At 69.5% G+C, this 16,806-nt stretch carries 17 protein-coding genes; 9 read left to right on the plus strand and 8 right to left on the minus strand.

Annotated elements, in window-relative coordinates:
• Positions 1-17 precede the first annotated feature (17 nt).
• The 3 genes from gnd to dnaA all read right to left on the minus strand — a co-directional run bounded on the left by gnd (position 18) and on the right by dnaA (position 4,946).
• Positions 18-893, minus strand: a complete 876-nt coding sequence (gnd, locus tag Sspor_RS22270) for a phosphogluconate dehydrogenase (NAD(+)-dependent, decarboxylating) (RefSeq protein WP_033214929.1) — start codon at positions 891-893, stop codon at positions 18-20.
• 264 nt (positions 894-1,157) lie between these two features.
• Positions 1,158-2,288 (minus strand): DNA polymerase III subunit beta, encoded by a 1,131-nt coding sequence (dnaN, locus tag Sspor_RS22275; RefSeq protein ID WP_030956769.1) that lies wholly within the window; start codon positions 2,286-2,288, stop codon positions 1,158-1,160.
• Between the two features lie 876 nt (positions 2,289-3,164).
• Positions 3,165-4,946 (minus strand): chromosomal replication initiator protein DnaA, encoded by a 1,782-nt coding sequence (gene dnaA / locus Sspor_RS22280; RefSeq protein WP_202200715.1) that lies wholly within the window; start codon positions 4,944-4,946, stop codon positions 3,165-3,167.
• Positions 4,947-5,301: 355 nt separating this feature from the next.
• On the opposite strand from dnaA, the gene rpmH reads away from it, so the two are divergent.
• The 9 genes from rpmH (at position 5,302) to Sspor_RS22325 (ending at position 11,768) form a co-directional block, all read left to right on the plus strand.
• Positions 5,302-5,439, plus strand: a complete 138-nt coding sequence (gene rpmH, locus Sspor_RS22285; protein WP_008741645.1) for a 50S ribosomal protein L34 — start codon at positions 5,302-5,304, stop codon at positions 5,437-5,439.
• Between the two features lie 21 nt (positions 5,440-5,460).
• Complete coding sequence (gene rnpA / locus Sspor_RS22290; protein ID WP_202200716.1) at positions 5,461-5,835, plus strand: ribonuclease P protein component; 375 nt, start codon at positions 5,461-5,463, stop codon at positions 5,833-5,835.
• Positions 5,832-6,113 (plus strand): membrane protein insertion efficiency factor YidD, encoded by a 282-nt coding sequence (gene yidD, locus Sspor_RS22295; RefSeq protein WP_076043740.1) that lies wholly within the window; start codon positions 5,832-5,834, stop codon positions 6,111-6,113. Before rnpA ends, yidD begins: the two co-directional genes overlap by 4 nt.
• A gap of 3 nt (positions 6,114-6,116) precedes the next feature.
• Positions 6,117-7,220 (plus strand): membrane protein insertase YidC, encoded by a 1,104-nt coding sequence (gene yidC / locus Sspor_RS22300; protein ID WP_202200717.1) that lies wholly within the window; start codon positions 6,117-6,119, stop codon positions 7,218-7,220.
• A gap of 15 nt (positions 7,221-7,235) precedes the next feature.
• Complete coding sequence (locus tag Sspor_RS22305) at positions 7,236-7,748, plus strand: Jag family protein (RefSeq protein ID WP_030008408.1); 513 nt, start codon at positions 7,236-7,238, stop codon at positions 7,746-7,748.
• 136 nt (positions 7,749-7,884) lie between these two features.
• The gene (gene rsmG / locus Sspor_RS22310; RefSeq protein WP_202200718.1) at positions 7,885-8,601 is read left to right on the plus strand and encodes a 16S rRNA (guanine(527)-N(7))-methyltransferase RsmG; all 717 of its coding nucleotides are present in this window, start codon (positions 7,885-7,887) and stop codon (positions 8,599-8,601) included.
• 276 nt (positions 8,602-8,877) lie between these two features.
• Positions 8,878-9,966, plus strand: coding sequence for a ParA family protein (locus Sspor_RS22315; protein WP_202203794.1), 1,089 nt, complete (start codon positions 8,878-8,880; stop codon positions 9,964-9,966).
• Positions 9,963-11,048, plus strand: coding sequence for a ParB/RepB/Spo0J family partition protein (locus tag Sspor_RS22320; protein ID WP_202200719.1), 1,086 nt, complete (start codon positions 9,963-9,965; stop codon positions 11,046-11,048). The genes Sspor_RS22315 and Sspor_RS22320 overlap by 4 nt, the downstream gene beginning before the upstream one ends.
• Positions 11,049-11,150: 102 nt before the next feature.
• The gene (locus Sspor_RS22325) at positions 11,151-11,768 is read left to right on the plus strand and encodes a GNAT family N-acetyltransferase (protein ID WP_202200720.1); all 618 of its coding nucleotides are present in this window, start codon (positions 11,151-11,153) and stop codon (positions 11,766-11,768) included.
• A 67-nt stretch (positions 11,769-11,835) separates the two neighbouring features.
• Here Sspor_RS22325 and trxA read toward each other — a convergent pair whose 3' ends face one another.
• From trxA to Sspor_RS22350, 5 genes are all read right to left on the minus strand, one after another.
• Positions 11,836-12,177 carry a thioredoxin gene (gene trxA, locus Sspor_RS22330; RefSeq protein ID WP_202200721.1) on the minus strand — a complete coding sequence of 114 codons (342 nt, stop codon included), beginning with the start codon at positions 12,175-12,177 and terminating at the stop codon, positions 11,836-11,838.
• Between the two features lie 60 nt (positions 12,178-12,237).
• Positions 12,238-13,197, minus strand: a complete 960-nt coding sequence (trxB, locus tag Sspor_RS22335; protein WP_202200722.1) for a thioredoxin-disulfide reductase — start codon at positions 13,195-13,197, stop codon at positions 12,238-12,240.
• Positions 13,198-13,325: 128 nt separating this feature from the next.
• Entirely contained in the window at positions 13,326-14,267 is a 942-nt protein-coding gene (locus Sspor_RS22340) for an RsmA family anti-sigma factor (protein ID WP_237403974.1), read from the minus strand.
• The gene (gene sigM, locus Sspor_RS22345) at positions 14,264-14,959 is read right to left on the minus strand and encodes an RNA polymerase sigma factor SigM (RefSeq protein ID WP_202200723.1); all 696 of its coding nucleotides are present in this window, start codon (positions 14,957-14,959) and stop codon (positions 14,264-14,266) included. The genes Sspor_RS22340 and sigM overlap by 4 nt, the downstream gene beginning before the upstream one ends.
• A 94-nt stretch (positions 14,960-15,053) precedes the next feature.
• Complete coding sequence (locus Sspor_RS22350) at positions 15,054-16,802, minus strand: protein kinase family protein (protein WP_202200724.1); 1,749 nt, start codon at positions 16,800-16,802, stop codon at positions 15,054-15,056.
• Between the last annotated feature and the right edge of the window lie 4 nt (positions 16,803-16,806).

Below are 16,806 nucleotides of genomic sequence, written 5' to 3' on the forward strand. Positions count from 1 at the left end.
CGCCCTGCTGCGGAGTGCTACTTCTTCTCGACCGCGTGGCCGCCGAACTGGTTGCGCAGCGCGGCGATCATCTTCATCTGCGGGGAGTCGTCCTGCCGCGAGGCGAAGCGGGCGAACAGCGACGCGGTGATCGCGGGCAGCGGTACGGCGTTGTCGATCGCCGCCTCCACCGTCCAGCGTCCCTCGCCGGAGTCCTGGGCGAAGCCGCGCAGCTGCTCCAGGTGCTCGTCCTCGTCGAGGGCGTTCACGGCCAGGTCCAGCAGCCAGGAGCGGATGACGGTGCCCTCCTGCCAGGAGCGGAAGACCTCGCGGACGTCGGTGACCGAGTCCACCTTCTCCAGGAGCTCCCAGCCCTCGGCGTAGGCCTGCATCATGGCGTACTCGATGCCGTTGTGGACCATCTTGGCGAAGTGGCCCGCGCCGACCTTGCCCGCGTGCACGGCGCCGAACTCGCCCTCGGGCTTGAGGGCGTCGAAGACCGGCTGCACACGGGCCACGTCCTCGGCGGCACCGCCGTACATGAGCGCGTAGCCGTTCTCCAGGCCCCACACGCCGCCGGAGACACCGCAGTCGACGAAGCCGATGCCCTTGGCCTTCAGCTCCTCGGCGTGCTTCTCGTCGTCGGTCCAGCGGGAGTTGCCGCCGTCGACGACGATGTCACCGGGCGACAGCAGCTCGGCGAGCTCGTCGACCGTGGACTGGGTGGCCGCACCGGCCGGGACCATGACCCACACGACGCGGGGGGCCTGCAGGCTGTCCACAAGTTCCTGCAGGCTGTGGACATCCGCGAGGTCCGGGTTGCGGTCGTATCCGATGACGGTGTGGCCTGCGCGGCGGATGCGCTCGCGCATGTTGCCGCCCATCTTGCCGAGACCGACGAGACCAAGCTCCATCAGGTGGTTCCTTAAGCGTTGTGGCCGTCTTTGCCGGGGCTCCCCCGGCCGTGTCCTCGCCGGACGTGCGGGGGGTCGCCCACCGGATCCGAGCCTACGCCGGGCCGTGGCGGCGGGCCCTGCGGGCGCTCCATGGCGGCCGGTCCGGGTTTACGGGATCCGGCCGGGGACGGCCCCGTCCCCAGCGCCCCGCCCGGCCTGTGGACGGCGTCGGGCCCGGTCCCGCCGCGTGCGAGACCGGGCCCGACGCCGACGGGTGGAGCGTCAGCCGGACAGGCGCACCGGCATGATCAGGTACTTGTAGGCCTCGTCCGCCTCCGCGTCGATCGCCGGGCGGCCGCTGAGCAGCGCGGGCTTGGTCGACGTGGTGAAGCTGAGCTGGGCCACCGGGGAGGCGATCGCGCTCAGACCGTCCAGCAGGAAGGTCGGGTTGAAGGCGATCGAGATGTCGTCGCCGTCCAGCTGGGCGTCGACCCTTTCCACAGCCTGTGCGTCGTCGGAGGAACCGGCCTCCAGGATCAGCACGCCCTTCTCGAAGCTGAGGCGGACCGGGGTGTTGCGCTCGGCCACCAGGGCCACGCGCTTGACGGCCTCGACGAAGGGCGCGGTCTCGATCACGGCGATCGAGTTGAACTCCGTCGGGAACAGCGTCCGGTACTTGGGCAGGTCGCCTTCGAGCAGCCGGGTGGTGGTGCGGCGGCCGGCGCCCTCGAAACCGATCAGGCCTTCGCCCGCACCGGAGCCGGACAGCGCCAGGGTGACCGTGTCACCGCTGGTCAGCGAGTTGGCGATCTCCTGGAGCGTCTTGGCGGGCACCAGGGCCACGGCCGACGCGTCCGGGTTCTCCGGCTTCCACAGGAACTCGCGGACCGCGAAGCGGTAGCGGTCGGTGGAGGCCAGGGTGACGCGGTCGCCCTCGATCTCGATGCGGACACCGGTCAGCACCGGCAGCGTGTCGTCGCGGCCGGCGGCGGTGGCCACCTGCTTGGCGGCGGAGGCGAAGACCTCGCCGGCGACGGTCCCGGTCGCGGTCGGCATCTGCGGCAGCGCCGGGTACTCCTCCACAGGCAGGGTGTGGAGTGTGAACCGGGAGGAGCCGCAGACCACGGTCGCCCGTACACCGTCTGTGGAAATCTCCACCGGGCGGTTGGGGAGCGCGCGGCAGATGTCGGCGAGCAGCCGGCCGGAGACCAGGACGGTGCCGTCCTCCTCGACGTCCGCCTCGACCGAGACCCGGGCCGAGACCTCGTAGTCGAAGCCGGAGAGGCTCAGAGTGCCCTCTTCGGCCTTCAGCAGCAGGCCCGCGAGAACGGGCACCGGCGGCCGGGCCGGGAGGCTACGGGCCGCCCAGGCCACCGCCTCCGCGAGTACGTCGCGCTCCACCCGGATCTTCACCGGAACCGCCTCCTGCTGTTGCTCGCTCGTCTGCCGGCCTTCGTCGTCGGCTCGTCGATGCCTCGACCGATGCCGGGGACCAGTCTGACGTACGGCGCCGACACTCGGTGCGGCTGGCGGTCAAGTCGGGAGCGAGGCGTCGGGGCGGGCGATCGACGAGTTGTGCACAGGACCCGCTTGAAAACCGAAACCGGGCTAACTCTCTATGGGGGTAGTAGTAGGGCCTGTGGAAACGGTGGATAACCCCGTTTTCCCAGGTCAACCCCCGTTTTTTATCCACCGACCCTGTGGGTGGCACCGGTGGACAACCCCGTGTCCCTGTGGAGAACGAAAAGTTCTGCACAGGCTGTCCCCAGGTGACCCCGATTACTCCACAGGTGCGTCCCCAGCTTTCCCCCGGTACTCCACAACCCAAACGTCTACATCCGTGTGACGGCTTTCACTCCGGGCGGTGAGAGGGGGTGGTGTGTTGCCGAACAGTGGACAAGGGTGTGGAGAAGGCCCCGCATCCTGTGCACAGGACGTGGAAACCTGTGGGCCGACGGTGGACAACGCCGTGGACAGGGCTGTGGACGAAATATTTGTCCACAGCCTGTGGATGACGTTTGTGCACAATTCCACAGGGGTCTGACCTGCCCTGATGAAGCCTCACCCCGCACGCCTGTGGACAGATTGTGGGTGACGCGACCCGTCCCCAGGGTGTGGACGGAAGAAAGTCTCCCAATCTGTGGATGAGTTGCTCCACAGGGGGCGTATTCGAACAGGTCAGGGGCGCGCGAACGAAGAAGGGCGCCCCCGTTGTGGACCGGGAGCGCCCTCTGGATGAGTGTGAAGGGGCCCTGAAGCGGCCCCGAACCGGGTGTCGGGGGGCCGCGCTCAGGCGTTCTTGATGCGGTTGGTGAGTTCGGTGACCTGGTTGTAGATGGACCGGCGCTCGGCCATCAGAGCGCGGATCTTGCGGTCCGCGTGCATGACCGTCGTGTGGTCGCGGCCGCCGAACTGGGCCCCGATCTTGGGCAGTGAGAGGTCGGTGAGCTCCCGGCACAGGTACATGGCGATCTGCCGGGCGGTGACCAGGACCCGGCTGCGCGAGGAGCCGCACAGGTCGTCCACGGTGAGGCCGAAGTAGTCGGCGGTGGCCGCCATGATGTCGCTGGCGGTGATCTCCGGCGCGCTGTCCTCGCCGCCCGGGATCAGGTTCTTCAGGACGTCCTCGGTCAGGCCCAGGTCGACCGGCTGCCGGTTGAGGCTTGCGAAGGCCGTGACCCGGATCAGCGCCCCCTCCAGCTCACGGATGTTGCGCGAGATGCGGGAGGCGATGAACTCCAGTACCTCCGGCGGGGCGTTGAGCTGCTCCTGGACGGCCTTCTTGCGCAGGATCGCGATACGGGTCTCCAGCTCGGGCGGCTGGACGTCGGTGATCAGGCCCCACTCGAAGCGGTTGCGGAGCCGGTCCTCCAGGGTCACCAGCTGCTTGGGCGGCCGGTCGGAGGAGAGGACGATCTGCTTGTTGGCGTTGTGGAGCGTGTTGAAGGTGTGGAAGAACTCCTCCTGCGTCGACTCCTTGCTCGCGAGGAACTGGATGTCGTCGACGAGCAGGATGTCCATCTCGCGGTAGCGCTTGCGGAACGCGTCGCCCTTGCCGTCGCGGATGGAGTTGATGAACTCGTTGGTGAACTCCTCCGAGCTCACGTACCGCACCCGGGTGCCGGGGTAGAGGCTCCGCGCGTAGTGCCCGATGGCGTGCAGCAGGTGCGTCTTGCCGAGGCCCGACTCCCCGTAGACGAAAAGGGGGTTGTAGGCCTTCGCGGGCGCTTCGGCGACGGCCACCGCGGCGGCGTGCGCGAAGCGGTTGGAGGCGCCGATGACGAAGGTGTCGAAGAGGTACTTGGGGTTCAGCCGCGCGGTCGGCTCCAGCGGGCCCGAGGTGGAGCCGCCGGACGGGGACGGCGGGGCCGCGGGCCGGCCGGGCGCCTGGCGCGGCGCCGACTGCTCGTACTGCTGGGACTCGTACGACTGCTGCTCGTACTGATGGGACTGGTGCTGCTGCTGGGGCTCGTACGGGGACTGCTCGTACTTCTGCTGCTCGTAGGAGCCCTGGTCGTAGCCGGAGGGCTCGGGCTGCTGGAGGTAGCCCGGCTGCGGGGAGGCGTACGGGTCGCGCTCGGGGAAGCCGCCGAGGCGCGGCTGCTGCCAGCCGTAGTCGTCCTGCTGGCCGCCGCGGGGCCAGGCGCCGGGCTCGGGGCGCTGCTGCTGGTAGTCCGGATAGGCCGGGCGGGCCGTGGGGAGCTGGTCGTCGCCGGGGCCGCCGCCGGGGCGCTGGCCGCCGTACGGCTCGTACCCGCCCTGCTGCTGGGCGGGCGGGGCCGGTGGCGCGGGCTCGCCCGCGGAGTCGTCCACGGTGATGGCGATCCGGATGGGGCGGCCGCACTCACGGCTGAGGGCGTCACTGATCAGCGGGGCGAGGCGGCCCTCGAGGACGCGCTTGCCCCATTCGTTGGGGACGGCCAGCAGCGCGGTGTCGGCGACGAGTGCCAGGGGCTGGCACCGCTCGACCCACTGCTTGTCCTTGGGCTCGATCCCCGGCTGTCCCTCCCCGAGGAGCTTTTCGAGCACCCTTGGCCACACTGCGGCAAGATCGGCAGGTACGTCAGCCACAGAGCACGCTCTCTCACAGGGGTCCCACGAATGTGTGGTTCTTTGGGACGGTCGGGACAAAAAATCCGGGGTCAGGCAACGGTAGTCAGGCCAGCGGGTACGGTTCAAGTCGTTGTCCACAGCCTGTGCACAGTGTGGGGCCACGTCGGCTCGGTTTGACCGGATGGCGTAGCCGCGCGTACCGTAACGAGGTCGAGTTGTCGATGGCTGCTGCCGCCTGCCTACCGATGGGCGAAGGTCACTGATAGTGATCATTTAGCGGTGCCACTCGGGCGAACACGCGAGATTCCTCGTGGGCGCACGGTGACAGCCAGGCGATGTCCCGCCACAACGATTCATTCTCTGGAGCCCCCGAGTGAGCAAGCGCACCTTCCAGCCGAACAACCGCCGTCGTGCCAAGACCCACGGCTTCCGCCTGCGGATGCGTACCCGTGCCGGTCGCGCGATCCTCGCGAACCGTCGTGGCAAGGGCCGCGCCGCCCTTTCCGCGTAACCACACGCAGGTCGTGACGTCGTGCTGTCTCCCGAGAATCGGCTGAGGCGGCGCGAGGACTTCGCGAGCGCGGTACGTCGAGGTCGTCGGGCTGGTCGCCCGCTCCTCGTCGTCCATCTACGTACACGCGGTGCAACGGACCCGCACGAGTCGGGGGAGATCGATCCCTCGGCGCGTGCGGGTTTCGTCGTCAGCAAGGCTGTCGGCAACGCCGTCATACGTAACCGGGTCAAGCGCCGTCTTCGCCATCTGGTCCGCGAGCGGCTGTCTCAGCTGCCCGCCGGTAGCCTGGTGGTGGTACGCGCGTTGCCCGGAGCGGGTGATGCCGGCCCCGACGCGCTGGCCCGGGACCTGGATGCCGCTCTGGTGCGGCTCCTGGGAGGCGTGGCTCGATGAAGTACCCGCTGCTCGCTTTGATCAAGCTGTACCAGTGGACGATCAGTCCGCTGCTCGGGCCGGTGTGCCGCTACTACCCGTCGTGTTCGCACTACGGGTACACGGCCATCGACCGGCATGGTGCGGTGAAGGGGACGGCCCTGACCGCCTGGCGGATCCTGCGGTGCAATCCGTGGTCCCCGGGCGGCGTGGACCACGTCCCACCCCGTAAACGCCCGCGTTGGCACGAGCAGCTGCGCAGTGCGTTGCGTAGATCTCGCAATGCTCAAGGAGCCTGATTAGTGGACACGATTGCCAGTCTGTTCAGCTTTATCACTTACCCCGTCTCGTGGATCATCGTCCAGTTCCACTCGCTGTACGGGGCGATCTTCGGTGAGTCGAGTGGGTTGGCCTGGGGCCTGTCCATCGTGTCCCTCGTGATCTTGATCCGTATCTGCCTGATCCCGCTCTTCGTGAAGCAGATCAAGGCGACGCGGGGCATGCAGGCGCTCCAGCCGAAGATGAAGGCGATCCAGGAGCGCTACAAGAACGACAAGCAGCGCCAGTCCGAAGAGATGATGAAGCTGTACAAGGAGACGGGTACCAACCCGCTCTCCTCGTGCCTGCCCATCCTGGCGCAGTCCCCGTTCTTCTTCGCGCTGTACCACACGCTGTCGAACATCGCCGATGGCAAGCCGGTCGGTGCGATGGACCAGCAGCTGGTCGACAGCGCCCGCGCGGCCAAGATCTTCGGTGCGCCGATCGCCGCCAAGTTCATGGACACCCCGGAGAAGGTCGCCGCCCTCGGCGCCACCCTGACGGACGTCCGGATCGTGACCGCGGTCATGATCATCATGATGTCGCTGTCGCAGTTCTACACCCAGCGTCAGCTGATGCAGAAGAACGTCGACCTCTCGGTCAAGACGCCGTTCATGCAGCAGCAGAAGATGCTGATGTACATCTTCCCGGTGATCTTCGCGGTCATGGGCATCAACTTCCCCGTCGGTGTTCTCGTCTACTGGCTGACCACGAACGTGTGGACCATGGGCCAGCAGATGTACGTGATCAACCAGAACCCGACGCCGGGCAGCAAGGCGCAGGACCAGTACCTGACCCGCCTGCTGAAGCAGATCAGCTCGCACGGCGAGCTCAAGGGCCGGGGCAGGAAGCGGGTCGTCGCGGCGATCGTCGCCAAGGGCCCGGACCGCAACGACAACGAGCGCAAGTTCATCGCCACCCTCACCAAGCAGGGCATGGCGGCCCAGCCCGACGGCTCCGTGATCAAGAGTGTCGAGGCCACGGCGGACTCGGATGCCGCGAGCGGCGGTGCCGCCAAGCGGCAGCAGCCGAAGCGCCAGTCGAAGTCGCAGCGTCAGACCCCCAGCAAGCCCGCTCCCAAGAAGTAAGAAGGAGTCCCTCCCGTGACGGAAGGCACCACCACCGCCGCCGCTGAGAGTGGCGACACCCTGACCCGCCTTGAGCAGGAGGGTGAGATCGCGGCCGACTACCTTGAGGGTCTGCTGGACATCGCTGACCTGGACGGCGACATCGACATGGACGTCGAGGCCGACCGGGCCGCGGTGTCGATCGTCAGTGACTCGGCCAGCCGTGATCTGCAGAAGCTCGTGGGCCGCGACGGTGAGGTTCTGGAGGCTCTGCAGGAGCTGACCCGCCTCGCCGTGCACCGGGAGACCGGGGACCGCAGCCGTCTGATGCTGGACATCGCCGGGTTCCGCGCCAAGAAGCGCGAGGAGCTGGCGGCGCTGGGCGCCCAGGCCGCGGCGGACGTGAAGGCGTCCGGCGAGCCGCTGAAGCTGGCTCCGATGACCCCGTTCGAGCGGAAGGTCGTCCACGACGCGGTGGCGGCCGCCGGCCTGCGGAGCGAGTCCGAGGGCGAGGAGCCGCAGCGCTTCGTCGTTGTGCTCCCGGCCTGATCGTCAGCACGAGTTGTTCGGCCCCGTCTGTGTCGCAGGCGGGGCCGATGTTTGTCAGCCTGGCCTGACAGGTGAACGACGCCTCATCTTGAAGACGTGGTTTTTCAGAACCATGCGGTACGGAAGGACGGTCCCCGTGACGGAGGCAGCTGAGCTTCCCCCGGCGCCTGAAGAGGCGCGCGCGGTGTTCGGTGAGTTTTTCCCGGAAGCTGTGCGGTACGCGGAGCTGCTGGCGGACGCGGGAGTGAAGCGGGGCCTGATCGGGCCGCGTGAGGTGCCGCGTCTGTGGGAGCGGCACCTGCTGAACTGCGCTGTGCTGTCGGAGGTGGTGCCTCAGGGCGTCACCGTGTGCGACGTGGGCTCGGGCGCGGGTCTGCCCGGTATCCCGCTCGCTCTGGTGCGACGGGATCTCAAGATCACGCTGCTCGAACCGCTTCTGCGCCGCACGACCTTCCTCCAGGAGGCCGTGGAGCTGCTGGGCCTGGACCACGTCACGGTGGTGCGCGGGCGGGCCGAGGAGGTCCTCGGCAAGCTGCAGCCGGTGCACGTGGTGACGGCGCGGGCGGTGGCACCGCTGGACCGGCTGGCCGGCTGGGGAGTGCCCCTGCTGCGTCCCTACGGCGAGATGCTGGCGCTGAAGGGCGACACCGCGGACGAGGAGCTGGTGACCGCGAAGACGGCGCTGGCGAAGCTGGGTGTGGTGAAGACGTCGGTGCTGCAGGTGGGCGAGGGTCTGGTGGATCCTCTGTCGACGGTCGTGCGGGTCGAGGTCGGGGAGAGCCCCGGAGGGGTGAGGTTCGCGGCCAAGCGGGCTAAGGCGGCCCGGGTGGGACGCACCCGCCGGCGGCGTTGATTCTCCGCTGACTCGCTGCGAGCCGGGGCCCACACGGGAGATTTCATCCGTGTTGGGCCCTATAGGTATGGATTTCGGAGTGTCGTAGCGGCCGGGAGACTCCCTCCGGGCATCGTGTTTCACGTGAAACGTCGCTCTCTGCTGCACGGAATCATCAGTCGCGGTCGTGCGGCTGCGTCCCCCCTCCCGCGCAAGGATGCAAGGGGGACAGAGTTGTCCACATCGGTGGATTCATCCACAGGAGAACGGGCCCCGCTGGTTCGCGACCCGGGTGACATGGGAGGCTCTGTTCATCGCGAGCCTGATGTCGAGGAGAGTGACACCGTGCGGTCCGACGCCAACCTCGCGGGGCCCATGGCCGATCCGGTCCCCGGTCCCCGCTCTGAACCGGCGGGTGGGGATGTTTCACGTGAAACATTGCCTCCGCCTCTTGTAGACAACGACACCCCCGTCGGCCGAGCCGCCCAGCAGGCCCTCGAGGCGATGGGGCGTGCCGGTGAGAGGCTGCCCCGGCCGAATCAGACCCGCGTCATCGTGGTCGCCAACCAGAAGGGCGGCGTGGGCAAGACCACGACGACCGTGAACCTGGCGGCCTCACTGGCGCTGCACGGGGCACGGGTCCTGGTGGTCGACCTCGACCCGCAGGGCAACGCGTCCACGGCTCTGGGCATCGACCACCACGCCGATGTGCCGTCCATCTACGACGTGCTCGTGGACAGCCGGCCCCTGCTGGAGGTCGTCCAGCCCGTGGTGGACGTGGAAGGGCTCTTCTGTGCCCCGGCCACGATCGACCTGGCGGGTGCGGAGATCGAGCTGGTGTCGCTCGTGGCGCGGGAGAGCCGCCTCCAGCGGGCGATCCAGGCGTACGACCAGCCCCTCGACTACATCCTGATCGACTGCCCGCCCTCGCTCGGGCTGCTGACGGTGAACGCTCTGGTGGCCGGCGCGGAGGTGCTGATCCCGATCCAGTGCGAGTACTACGCACTGGAGGGCCTGGGCCAGCTGCTGCGCAATGTCGATCTGGTGCGGGCCCACCTCAACCCGGACCTCCATGTGTCGACCATCCTGCTGACGATGTACGACGGCAGGACGAGGCTGGCCTCGCAGGTGGCGGAGGAGGTGCGCAGCCACTTCGGCAAGGAGGTGCTGCGGACGAGCATCCCCCGGTCGGTGCGCATTTCCGAGGCGCCGAGCTACGGGCAGACGGTGCTCACGTACGACCCGGGTTCCAGTGGTTCCCTCTCCTACCTGGAGGCAGCGCGAGAGATCGCGTATCGGGGGGTCGGTATTCAGTACGAGGCTCGGCACGCCCATCTGGGCCCGGGCAGGAACAGCACGCACAGTGCGGCGGAGGGGATCCAGTGAGTGAGCGACGGAGAGGTCTCGGACGGGGGCTCGGTGCACTGATTCCCGCGGCTCCGCAGGAGAAGACGCCGCCGGTGATCAGCGCCGGGTCGGCGTCCCCGTCGGCGGTGCCGACACTGGCCGCGGAGCGGGGCATCGCGGCGGCGAAGCTCGCTTCGCTCGTCCAGGCCGATGTTTCACGTGAAACATCGCTCGCGGTGGCCGAGCCGGAGCCCGCGATCGAGGCCGAGGCCAACACGGTGGCGGCAGCGACGTTCGCTGAGCTTCCGATGGACGCGATCACGCCGAACCCGCGCCAGCCGCGTGAGGTGTTCGACGAGGACGCGCTCGCGGAGCTGGTGACCTCCATCCAGGAGGTGGGCCTGCTCCAGCCTGTGGTGGTGCGGCAGACGGCCCCCGGCCGCTATGAGCTGATCATGGGTGAGCGGCGCTGGCGTGCCTGCCGGGAGGCCGGTCTGGAGGCCATTCCGGCGATCATCCGGGCGACGGACGACGACAAGCTGCTGCTGGACGCGCTGCTGGAGAACCTGCACCGGGCTCAGCTGAACCCGCTGGAGGAGGCCGCGGCCTACGACCAGCTGCTGCGGGACTTCAAGTGCACCCACGACCAGCTGGCCGACCGGATCGGGCGTTCGCGTCCCCAGGTGTCGAACACGCTGCGACTGCTCAAGCTGTCCCAGCCGGTACGGCGCCGGGTGGCCGCGGGTGTGCTGTCGGCCGGGCACGCGCGGGCGCTGCTGTCGGTGGAGGACTCCGAGGAGCAGGACAAGCTGGCACACCGGATCGTGGCCGAGGGGCTGTCGGTGCGTGCGGTCGAGGAGATCGTGACGCTGATGTCCTCGGAGCCGGCGAGCGCGGTGAAGCCGAAGGGTCCGCGGGCCGGTGCCCGGGTGGCTCCGGCGCTCAGTGAGCTGGCGACGCGGCTGTCGGACCGGTTCGAGACGCGGGTGAAGGTCGATCTGGGGCAGAAGAAGGGCAAGATCACCGTCGAGTTCGCCTCGATGGAGGATCTGGAGCGGATTCTGGGGACGCTGGCGCCGGGCGAGGGCCGGGTGCTGGATCAGGGTCCTGCCGGGGAGTGATCCCCGGGCCGCCGAGGGGCGGACCGCAGCGGTGCGAACCGTTGCGGTCCGCCCCTTCGCTTTGCTGTCGAAGAACGCTGGACCAGTGGATACGATGCGGTCATGGGTCGTCGGCTGGTACCGCTCACGCTGGACAACCTCCAGGACCTGCCCCGTCGTTGCCGGTCCTGCGTGTTCTGGGAGCTGGACCCGGTCAGCGGCGATGCCGCGGTGAAGACGGGTACCGCCGCGCAGGAGAAAGAGGCGTGGATCTCCGCCGTCCTGCTGGAGTGGGGGTCCTGTGGCCGGGTGGTCTACGTGGACGAGGTTCCGGTGGGCTTCGTCCTCTACGCGCCGCCCGCGTATGTGGCGCGGGCGACTGCCTTTCCGACCAGCCCGGTCTCGCCCGACGCCGTGCAGCTGATCACCGCCTGGATCATGCCGGGGTACCAGGGGCAGGGGCTGGGGCGGGTCATGGTGCAGACGGTGGCCAAGGACCTGCTGCGGCGGGGGTTCCGGGCGATCGAGGCGTTCGGGGACGCGCGCTGGGAGGGTCCGGCGTGTCTGCTGCCCGCCGACCATCTCCTGGCGGTGGGCTTCAAGACGGTACGGCCGCATCCGGTGCATCCGCGGCTGAGGCTGGAGCTGCGGTCCACGCTGTCCTGGAAGGAAGACGTGGAACTGGCGCTGGACCGGCTGCTGGGCGCGGCGCGCAAGGAGCCGGCGCTGCGGCCGTTGTGAGCACGAGACGCGGAACGGGGCCGTCCCATGGAGGGACGGCCCCGTTTCACGTGAAACATCGACCGCGTCAGGCGGTCTTGACCTCGACGAACTCCGAGAGGTCACGCAGGATGGCGGCCTTCGGCTTGGCACCGACGATGGTCTTGGCGACCTCGCCGCCCTGGTAGACGTTCAGCGTCGGGATGGACATGACGCCGTACTTGGCAGCCGTGGCCGGGTTCTCGTCGATGTTGAGCTTGACGATCTCGATCTGGTCGCCGTACTCGGCGGCGATGGCCTCGAGGGACGGCGCGATCTGGCGGCACGGTCCGCACCAGGCGGCCCAGAAGTCCACCAGTACGGGCTTGTCGCTCTTGAGGACCTGCTCGTCAAAGTCAGCGTCGGTCACGGTCTTGAGGGTGCCGGCCACAGCGGCCTCCTTCTTCTTTCCTGCGGGGTGTGGGGTGGGGCGGTGCGGGGGTCAGACCGGTCAGACCGCTGCGTGGACCTTCTCGGCGTCCGCGAGCGCGGCGAGGAAGCGCTCGGCGTCGAGGGCGGCGGAGCAGCCGGTGCCCGCTGCGGTGATGGCCTGACGGTATGTGTGGTCCACGACGTCACCGGCGCCGAACACGCCGGTGATGCTGGTCCGGGTGGAGGGGGCGTCGACCTTGAGGTAGCCCTCCTCGTCGAGGTCGAGCTGGCCCTTGAAGAGCTCGGTGCGCGGGTCGTGGCCGACGGCGATGAAGAGGCCGGTCACGGGCAGCTCGGAGGTCTCACCGGTCTTGGTGTTGCGCAGGGTGAGGCCGGCGAGCTTCTGGTCGCCGCGGATCTCGGCCACCTCGCTGTCCCAGGCGAACTTGATCTTCGGGTCGGCGAAGGCGCGGTCCTGCATGGCCTTCGAGGCGCGCAGGCTGTCGCGGCGGTGGACGATCGTGACGGACTTGGCGAAGCGCGAGAGGAAGGTGGCCTCCTCGATCGCGGTGTCACCGCCGCCGACGACGGCGATGTCGTGGTCCTTGAAGAAGAACCCGTCGCACGTGGCGCACCAGGAGACACCGCGGCCGGAGAGGGCGTCCTCGTTGGGCAGGCCGAGCTTGCGGTGCTGGGAGCCGGTGGTGACGATGACGGCCTTCGCGCGGTGCACGGTGCCGGCGGTGTCGGTGACGGTCTTGACCTCACCGCTGAGGTCCACGGCCACGACGTCGTCCGAGATCAGCTCGGCGCCGAAGCGCTCGGCCTGGGCACGCATGTTGTCCATGAGGTCCGGGCCCATGATGCCGTCCTGGAAACCGGGGAAGTTCTCCACCTCGGTGGTGTTCATCAGGGCGCCACCCGCGGTGACGGCACCTTCGAAGACCAGCGGCTTGAGCGAAGCGCGTGCGGTGTACAGGGCGGCGGTGTAACCGGCCGGCCCGGAGCCGATGATGATCACGTTTCGAACGTCGCTCACGGGTTTCTTCCTCGTCTCTGCGGACTGCGTGCTGCCTACCGGGGGCCGGTGCGGACTCTCACCCCACCCAACGGATCCTACGGCGCATGCATTCCCCGCCTGTCGCACTACGGCCCTGAACGCTTCGGCTACCGCGGATAGGTGTGGGTCAGAAGGACCTTTCCGGGCTCTGCCGATCCGGTCCGTTCGCACGCCGTGTCGACGAGGTAGGCGTCCACGCGGGCGGAGTCGGCGGGGTGCGGCAGGACGAGGAGGTAGACGGGGGTGCCCTGGTAGCTGCCGGGTTCGGCGGCGAGCGGGGTGTCGGGCCGACCGGTGGCCTGCTGGACACAGGCGGGGACGGAAGGCGCTGCCCGCTTGTCCCCGGGGGCGGGGCCGGTGTTCTCCAGTCCGAGGGTGTTGTTCTGCTCCGCGGGAACGTTCTTGGCGCCCTGGCCGTCGGCGAGGAGCTGCCTGACGCTGTCCTGGAGTCCCTGAGCGGTGTAGTCGTCTCCGCCCGCGGCGGCGGACGGCCGTTCGGCGGAGTCGGATGCCCGGCCGCTGGCGGTTTCGTGGGCGGGCGTGCCCGAGAAGTCGCCGAACAGGAAGAGGCCCAGGGCGCAGGCGGCGGCTCCCGCCAGACCGGCGAGGACGGCGATCCGGCGGCGGGCGCGGCGTGGGCCGGGGCCGGTTGGGCTGCTCGGGTGACCGGCGGGCCGGGAGTACCTCCCAGCGGGAGCTGGGGGCGTTCCACGTGAAACATCGCGGTCCGATGCGCGGGGCCGGTCGGCCGGTTCGGCCTGGACCTCGGGCTGGGTGGCGTCGAGGAGGGCCTCCGCGGCGAGGGCCGCGTCGATGCGGCCGGCGATGTCGGCGGGCATCCGGGCCGGGCCCGGGAGGGTCCCGAGGAGGGAGCGGATCTCCTCCAGGGAAGCGCGGACATCGGCGCACAGGGCGCAGTCGCCGAGATGGCGGCGGATCTCGGCGGTACGGGACGGGGAGAGAAGACCTTCGGTCAGGTCGGAGATCTCCGAGACGTCCGGGTGCCGGATCGCGCCGGTCGTCTCGGACATGCCAGTGGGCGGGGTCATGGTCGTCCACCTCCGCCCTTCACGGTGTCTGGGTCTGGATGCCTGGGTTCTGCCGCTGGTGGGACGGGTCGGCCCGGCGTCCGGTTCCTTCCCCGCTCGGTGGCGGTGTTATCCCCGGCATTCGTGCGCAGATGAGTGAGGAGCGGCACGAGTTTCGCCCGGCCGCGTGCGCACCGGCTCTTCACGGTGCCGGTGGGGACGTCGAGGATCTGCGCGGCCTCGGCCACGGGGTATCCCTGCATGTCGACAAGGACCAGCGCGGCTCGCTGATCGGCCGGGAGGGTGCTCAGAGCGGCCAGGAGCTGGCGATGGAGGTCCTGGCGCTCCGCGGGTGCCTCCGCGGACTCGTGGGGCTCCAGAAGGCGCTCCAGGCGGTCCGTGTCGTCGATCGGCGCGGTCCGGCGCGAAGCGGTCTTGCGGGCGCGGTCCAGGCAGGCATTGACGGTGATGCGGTGCAGCCAGGTGGTGACGGCGGATTCCCCGCGAAAGGTGTGGGCGGCCCGGTAGGCGGAGACCAGAGCGTCCTGCACGGCGTCCGCGGCCTCCTCCCGGTCGCCGAGGGTCCGCAGCGCCACGGCCCACAGCCGGTCCCGGTGCCGCCGCACGATCTCCCCGAAGGCGTCGGGGTCCCCGGCGACGTGCCGGGCGAGCAGGTCCCGGTCGCTGTCCCCGCCGGTCGTTGCGTCGAGCATCACGCCTTCCTTCCCGGTGGGAGCGTACGGTGCGGCCAGGACGAGTACGAGGGTCCACTGTGCCGGCGGCGCAGTGGACCCTCGTACGCACGGATCAGGGGGTCGGCTGGTCGCCGATGCCGAGGATCTGGATCTCCTTGACGCCACCGCGGAAGCCGTCCCCGTCGCCTGCGGCGGGCAGGGCGGTGATGTGGATCAGCACGAAGCGGGTCTTGACCGGAGTGTCCGTCGTGGCCTGCAGCTTCTTCCCCGCGGTCCCCGGTTTCGAGAGCTCCTGGGGGAAGTCGGAGATGCCCCGCGGCGTGGAGGCCTCCGGGGAGGCGGCGCGGACTTCGACCTTGTGCCCGGCCGCGAGCATCTCCGCGTTGACACCCGTGACCTCCTGGACGCTGCCCAGGTCGACGACGATGCCACTCCCGTCGTCGTAGCTGTCCAGGTTGCCGAACTTGCCGCCGTACCCGTAGAAGATCTTGGTGATCCACGCGGTATCGGGGTTCTTGTCGATGGCCTTGTCGGCGTCCTCGGGCTTGATCGGCTCCTTGCCGAACACGGAGGCACCGGTGATGCGCAGGGGCGCGCTCTCCGGCGGCTTCGGGTTGTCGCCGGTGCCGCCCGACGTGGTGTTGTTGTTGCTGGTGCCGCTGTTGCCCTGCTGGTTGCCACGGCCCAGGAGGCGGTCGGCCAGCTGCCAGCTGCCCAGGCCGAGGGCGGCGATGAGCAGGGCGGCGACGCCCCACTTGAGGACCTTGCCGGTACGGCTCTGCAGCGGGGGCGGCGGAGGCACGACGGGCCGGCTCTGGACGGTGTTCGCGCCGGGAGGCGTGGGACGGCCGTAGTTGCCCTGCTGGTAGGTGGTGTGCTGGTACTCGGGCGGGGCGGTGAAGGCGGGCTCCGGCGGCCGGATGCGGGGCATCGCGGCCACGGCCTTGGCGAGCTCGTCCGGGGTGGTGCAGGCGGGCTCCTGACGGGAGGCGGTGGCCCCGTCGTTGGCGAGTGCGCGCATGGCGAGTTCGCCCAGACCGCGGTGGACACCGGCGCGCACCTGGTCGGGGGCGATCAGGCCGACGCCCTTGGGCAGACCGGTGAGGCCGTACGCGTCGCTCTCGTACGGCCAGCGCTGGGTGAGGGCGGCGTACAGGAGCGCGCCGATGGCCTCGGTGTCGGCCCGCTGCGGGGTCTCGCTGGTGATGCCGCGCAGGGCGGCGTTCACGGCGAGGCCCCGGATGCGGTACTGGCCCGTGGAGGTGCGCAGTATCGCGCTGGGCGTCAGCCGCAGATGGGCCAGGCCCTCGCGGTGCGCGGCGGCCATCGCCTGGGAGACCTGGCTGACGAGCTGGTAGGCCTCGTGGGCCTCCAGAGGGCCTGCGGCGAGCAGGGCGGTGAGCTCGGTGGCATCGGGCAGCCACTCGTGGACGACGTAGACGAGGTCGTTCTCCTCCACGGCGTCCAGGACCTGGACGAACCGCGGGTCGCCCAGCAGGGCGGAGGACCGTGCGGCGGCCAGGACGGAGCGCGCACGCGCGTGGTCGGCGGGCATCAGGTGCACGCCCACGGCCCGGCGCAGTTTCTCGTCCATGGCGCGCCAACTGCTGAATCCGTCCACACGGGTGACGCACTCTTCCAGCCGGTACCGTCTGGCGAGCTTGTGTCCGCTGTGCAGTTCGGGTGCGGCCGCGGGGGCCGCGTTGGTGCGTTCGCCGTCCTTGTCGGGCATGGGTCCGTCCGCGGCTCGTCCGTTCTGGGTGTCCACCCCGTCGGACGTGGCCTGTGCCGCCTGAGCGGTCAGCGGCTCATTGCCGCTGTTGTCGGCCACGTCGACGGCAGCCGTGCTACGTTCCGCCACCGTC

The organism is Streptomyces spororaveus (genome assembly GCF_016755875.1).
GTDB classification, from domain to species: Bacteria; Actinomycetota; Actinomycetes; order Streptomycetales; family Streptomycetaceae; genus Streptomyces; species Streptomyces spororaveus.

Excerpts from the sequence above, each read along its gene's own strand:
- gnd (WP_033214929.1), bottom strand. The coding sequence starts at position 893 with ATGGAGCTTGGTCTCGTCGGTCTCGGCAAGATGGGCGGCAACATGCGC.
- yidD (WP_076043740.1), top strand. The coding sequence starts at position 5,832 with ATGAAGTACCCGCTGCTCGCTTTGATCAAGCTGTACCAGTGGACGATC.
- Sspor_RS22315 (WP_202203794.1), top strand. The coding sequence starts at position 8,878 with ATGGGAGGCTCTGTTCATCGCGAGCCTGATGTCGAGGAGAGTGACACC.
- Sspor_RS22325 (WP_202200720.1), top strand. The coding sequence starts at position 11,151 with ATGGGTCGTCGGCTGGTACCGCTCACGCTGGACAACCTCCAGGACCTG.
- Sspor_RS22340 (WP_237403974.1), bottom strand. The coding sequence starts at position 14,267 with ATGACCCCGCCCACTGGCATGTCCGAGACGACCGGCGCGATCCGGCAC.
- sigM (WP_202200723.1), bottom strand. The coding sequence starts at position 14,959 with ATGCTCGACGCAACGACCGGCGGGGACAGCGACCGGGACCTGCTCGCC.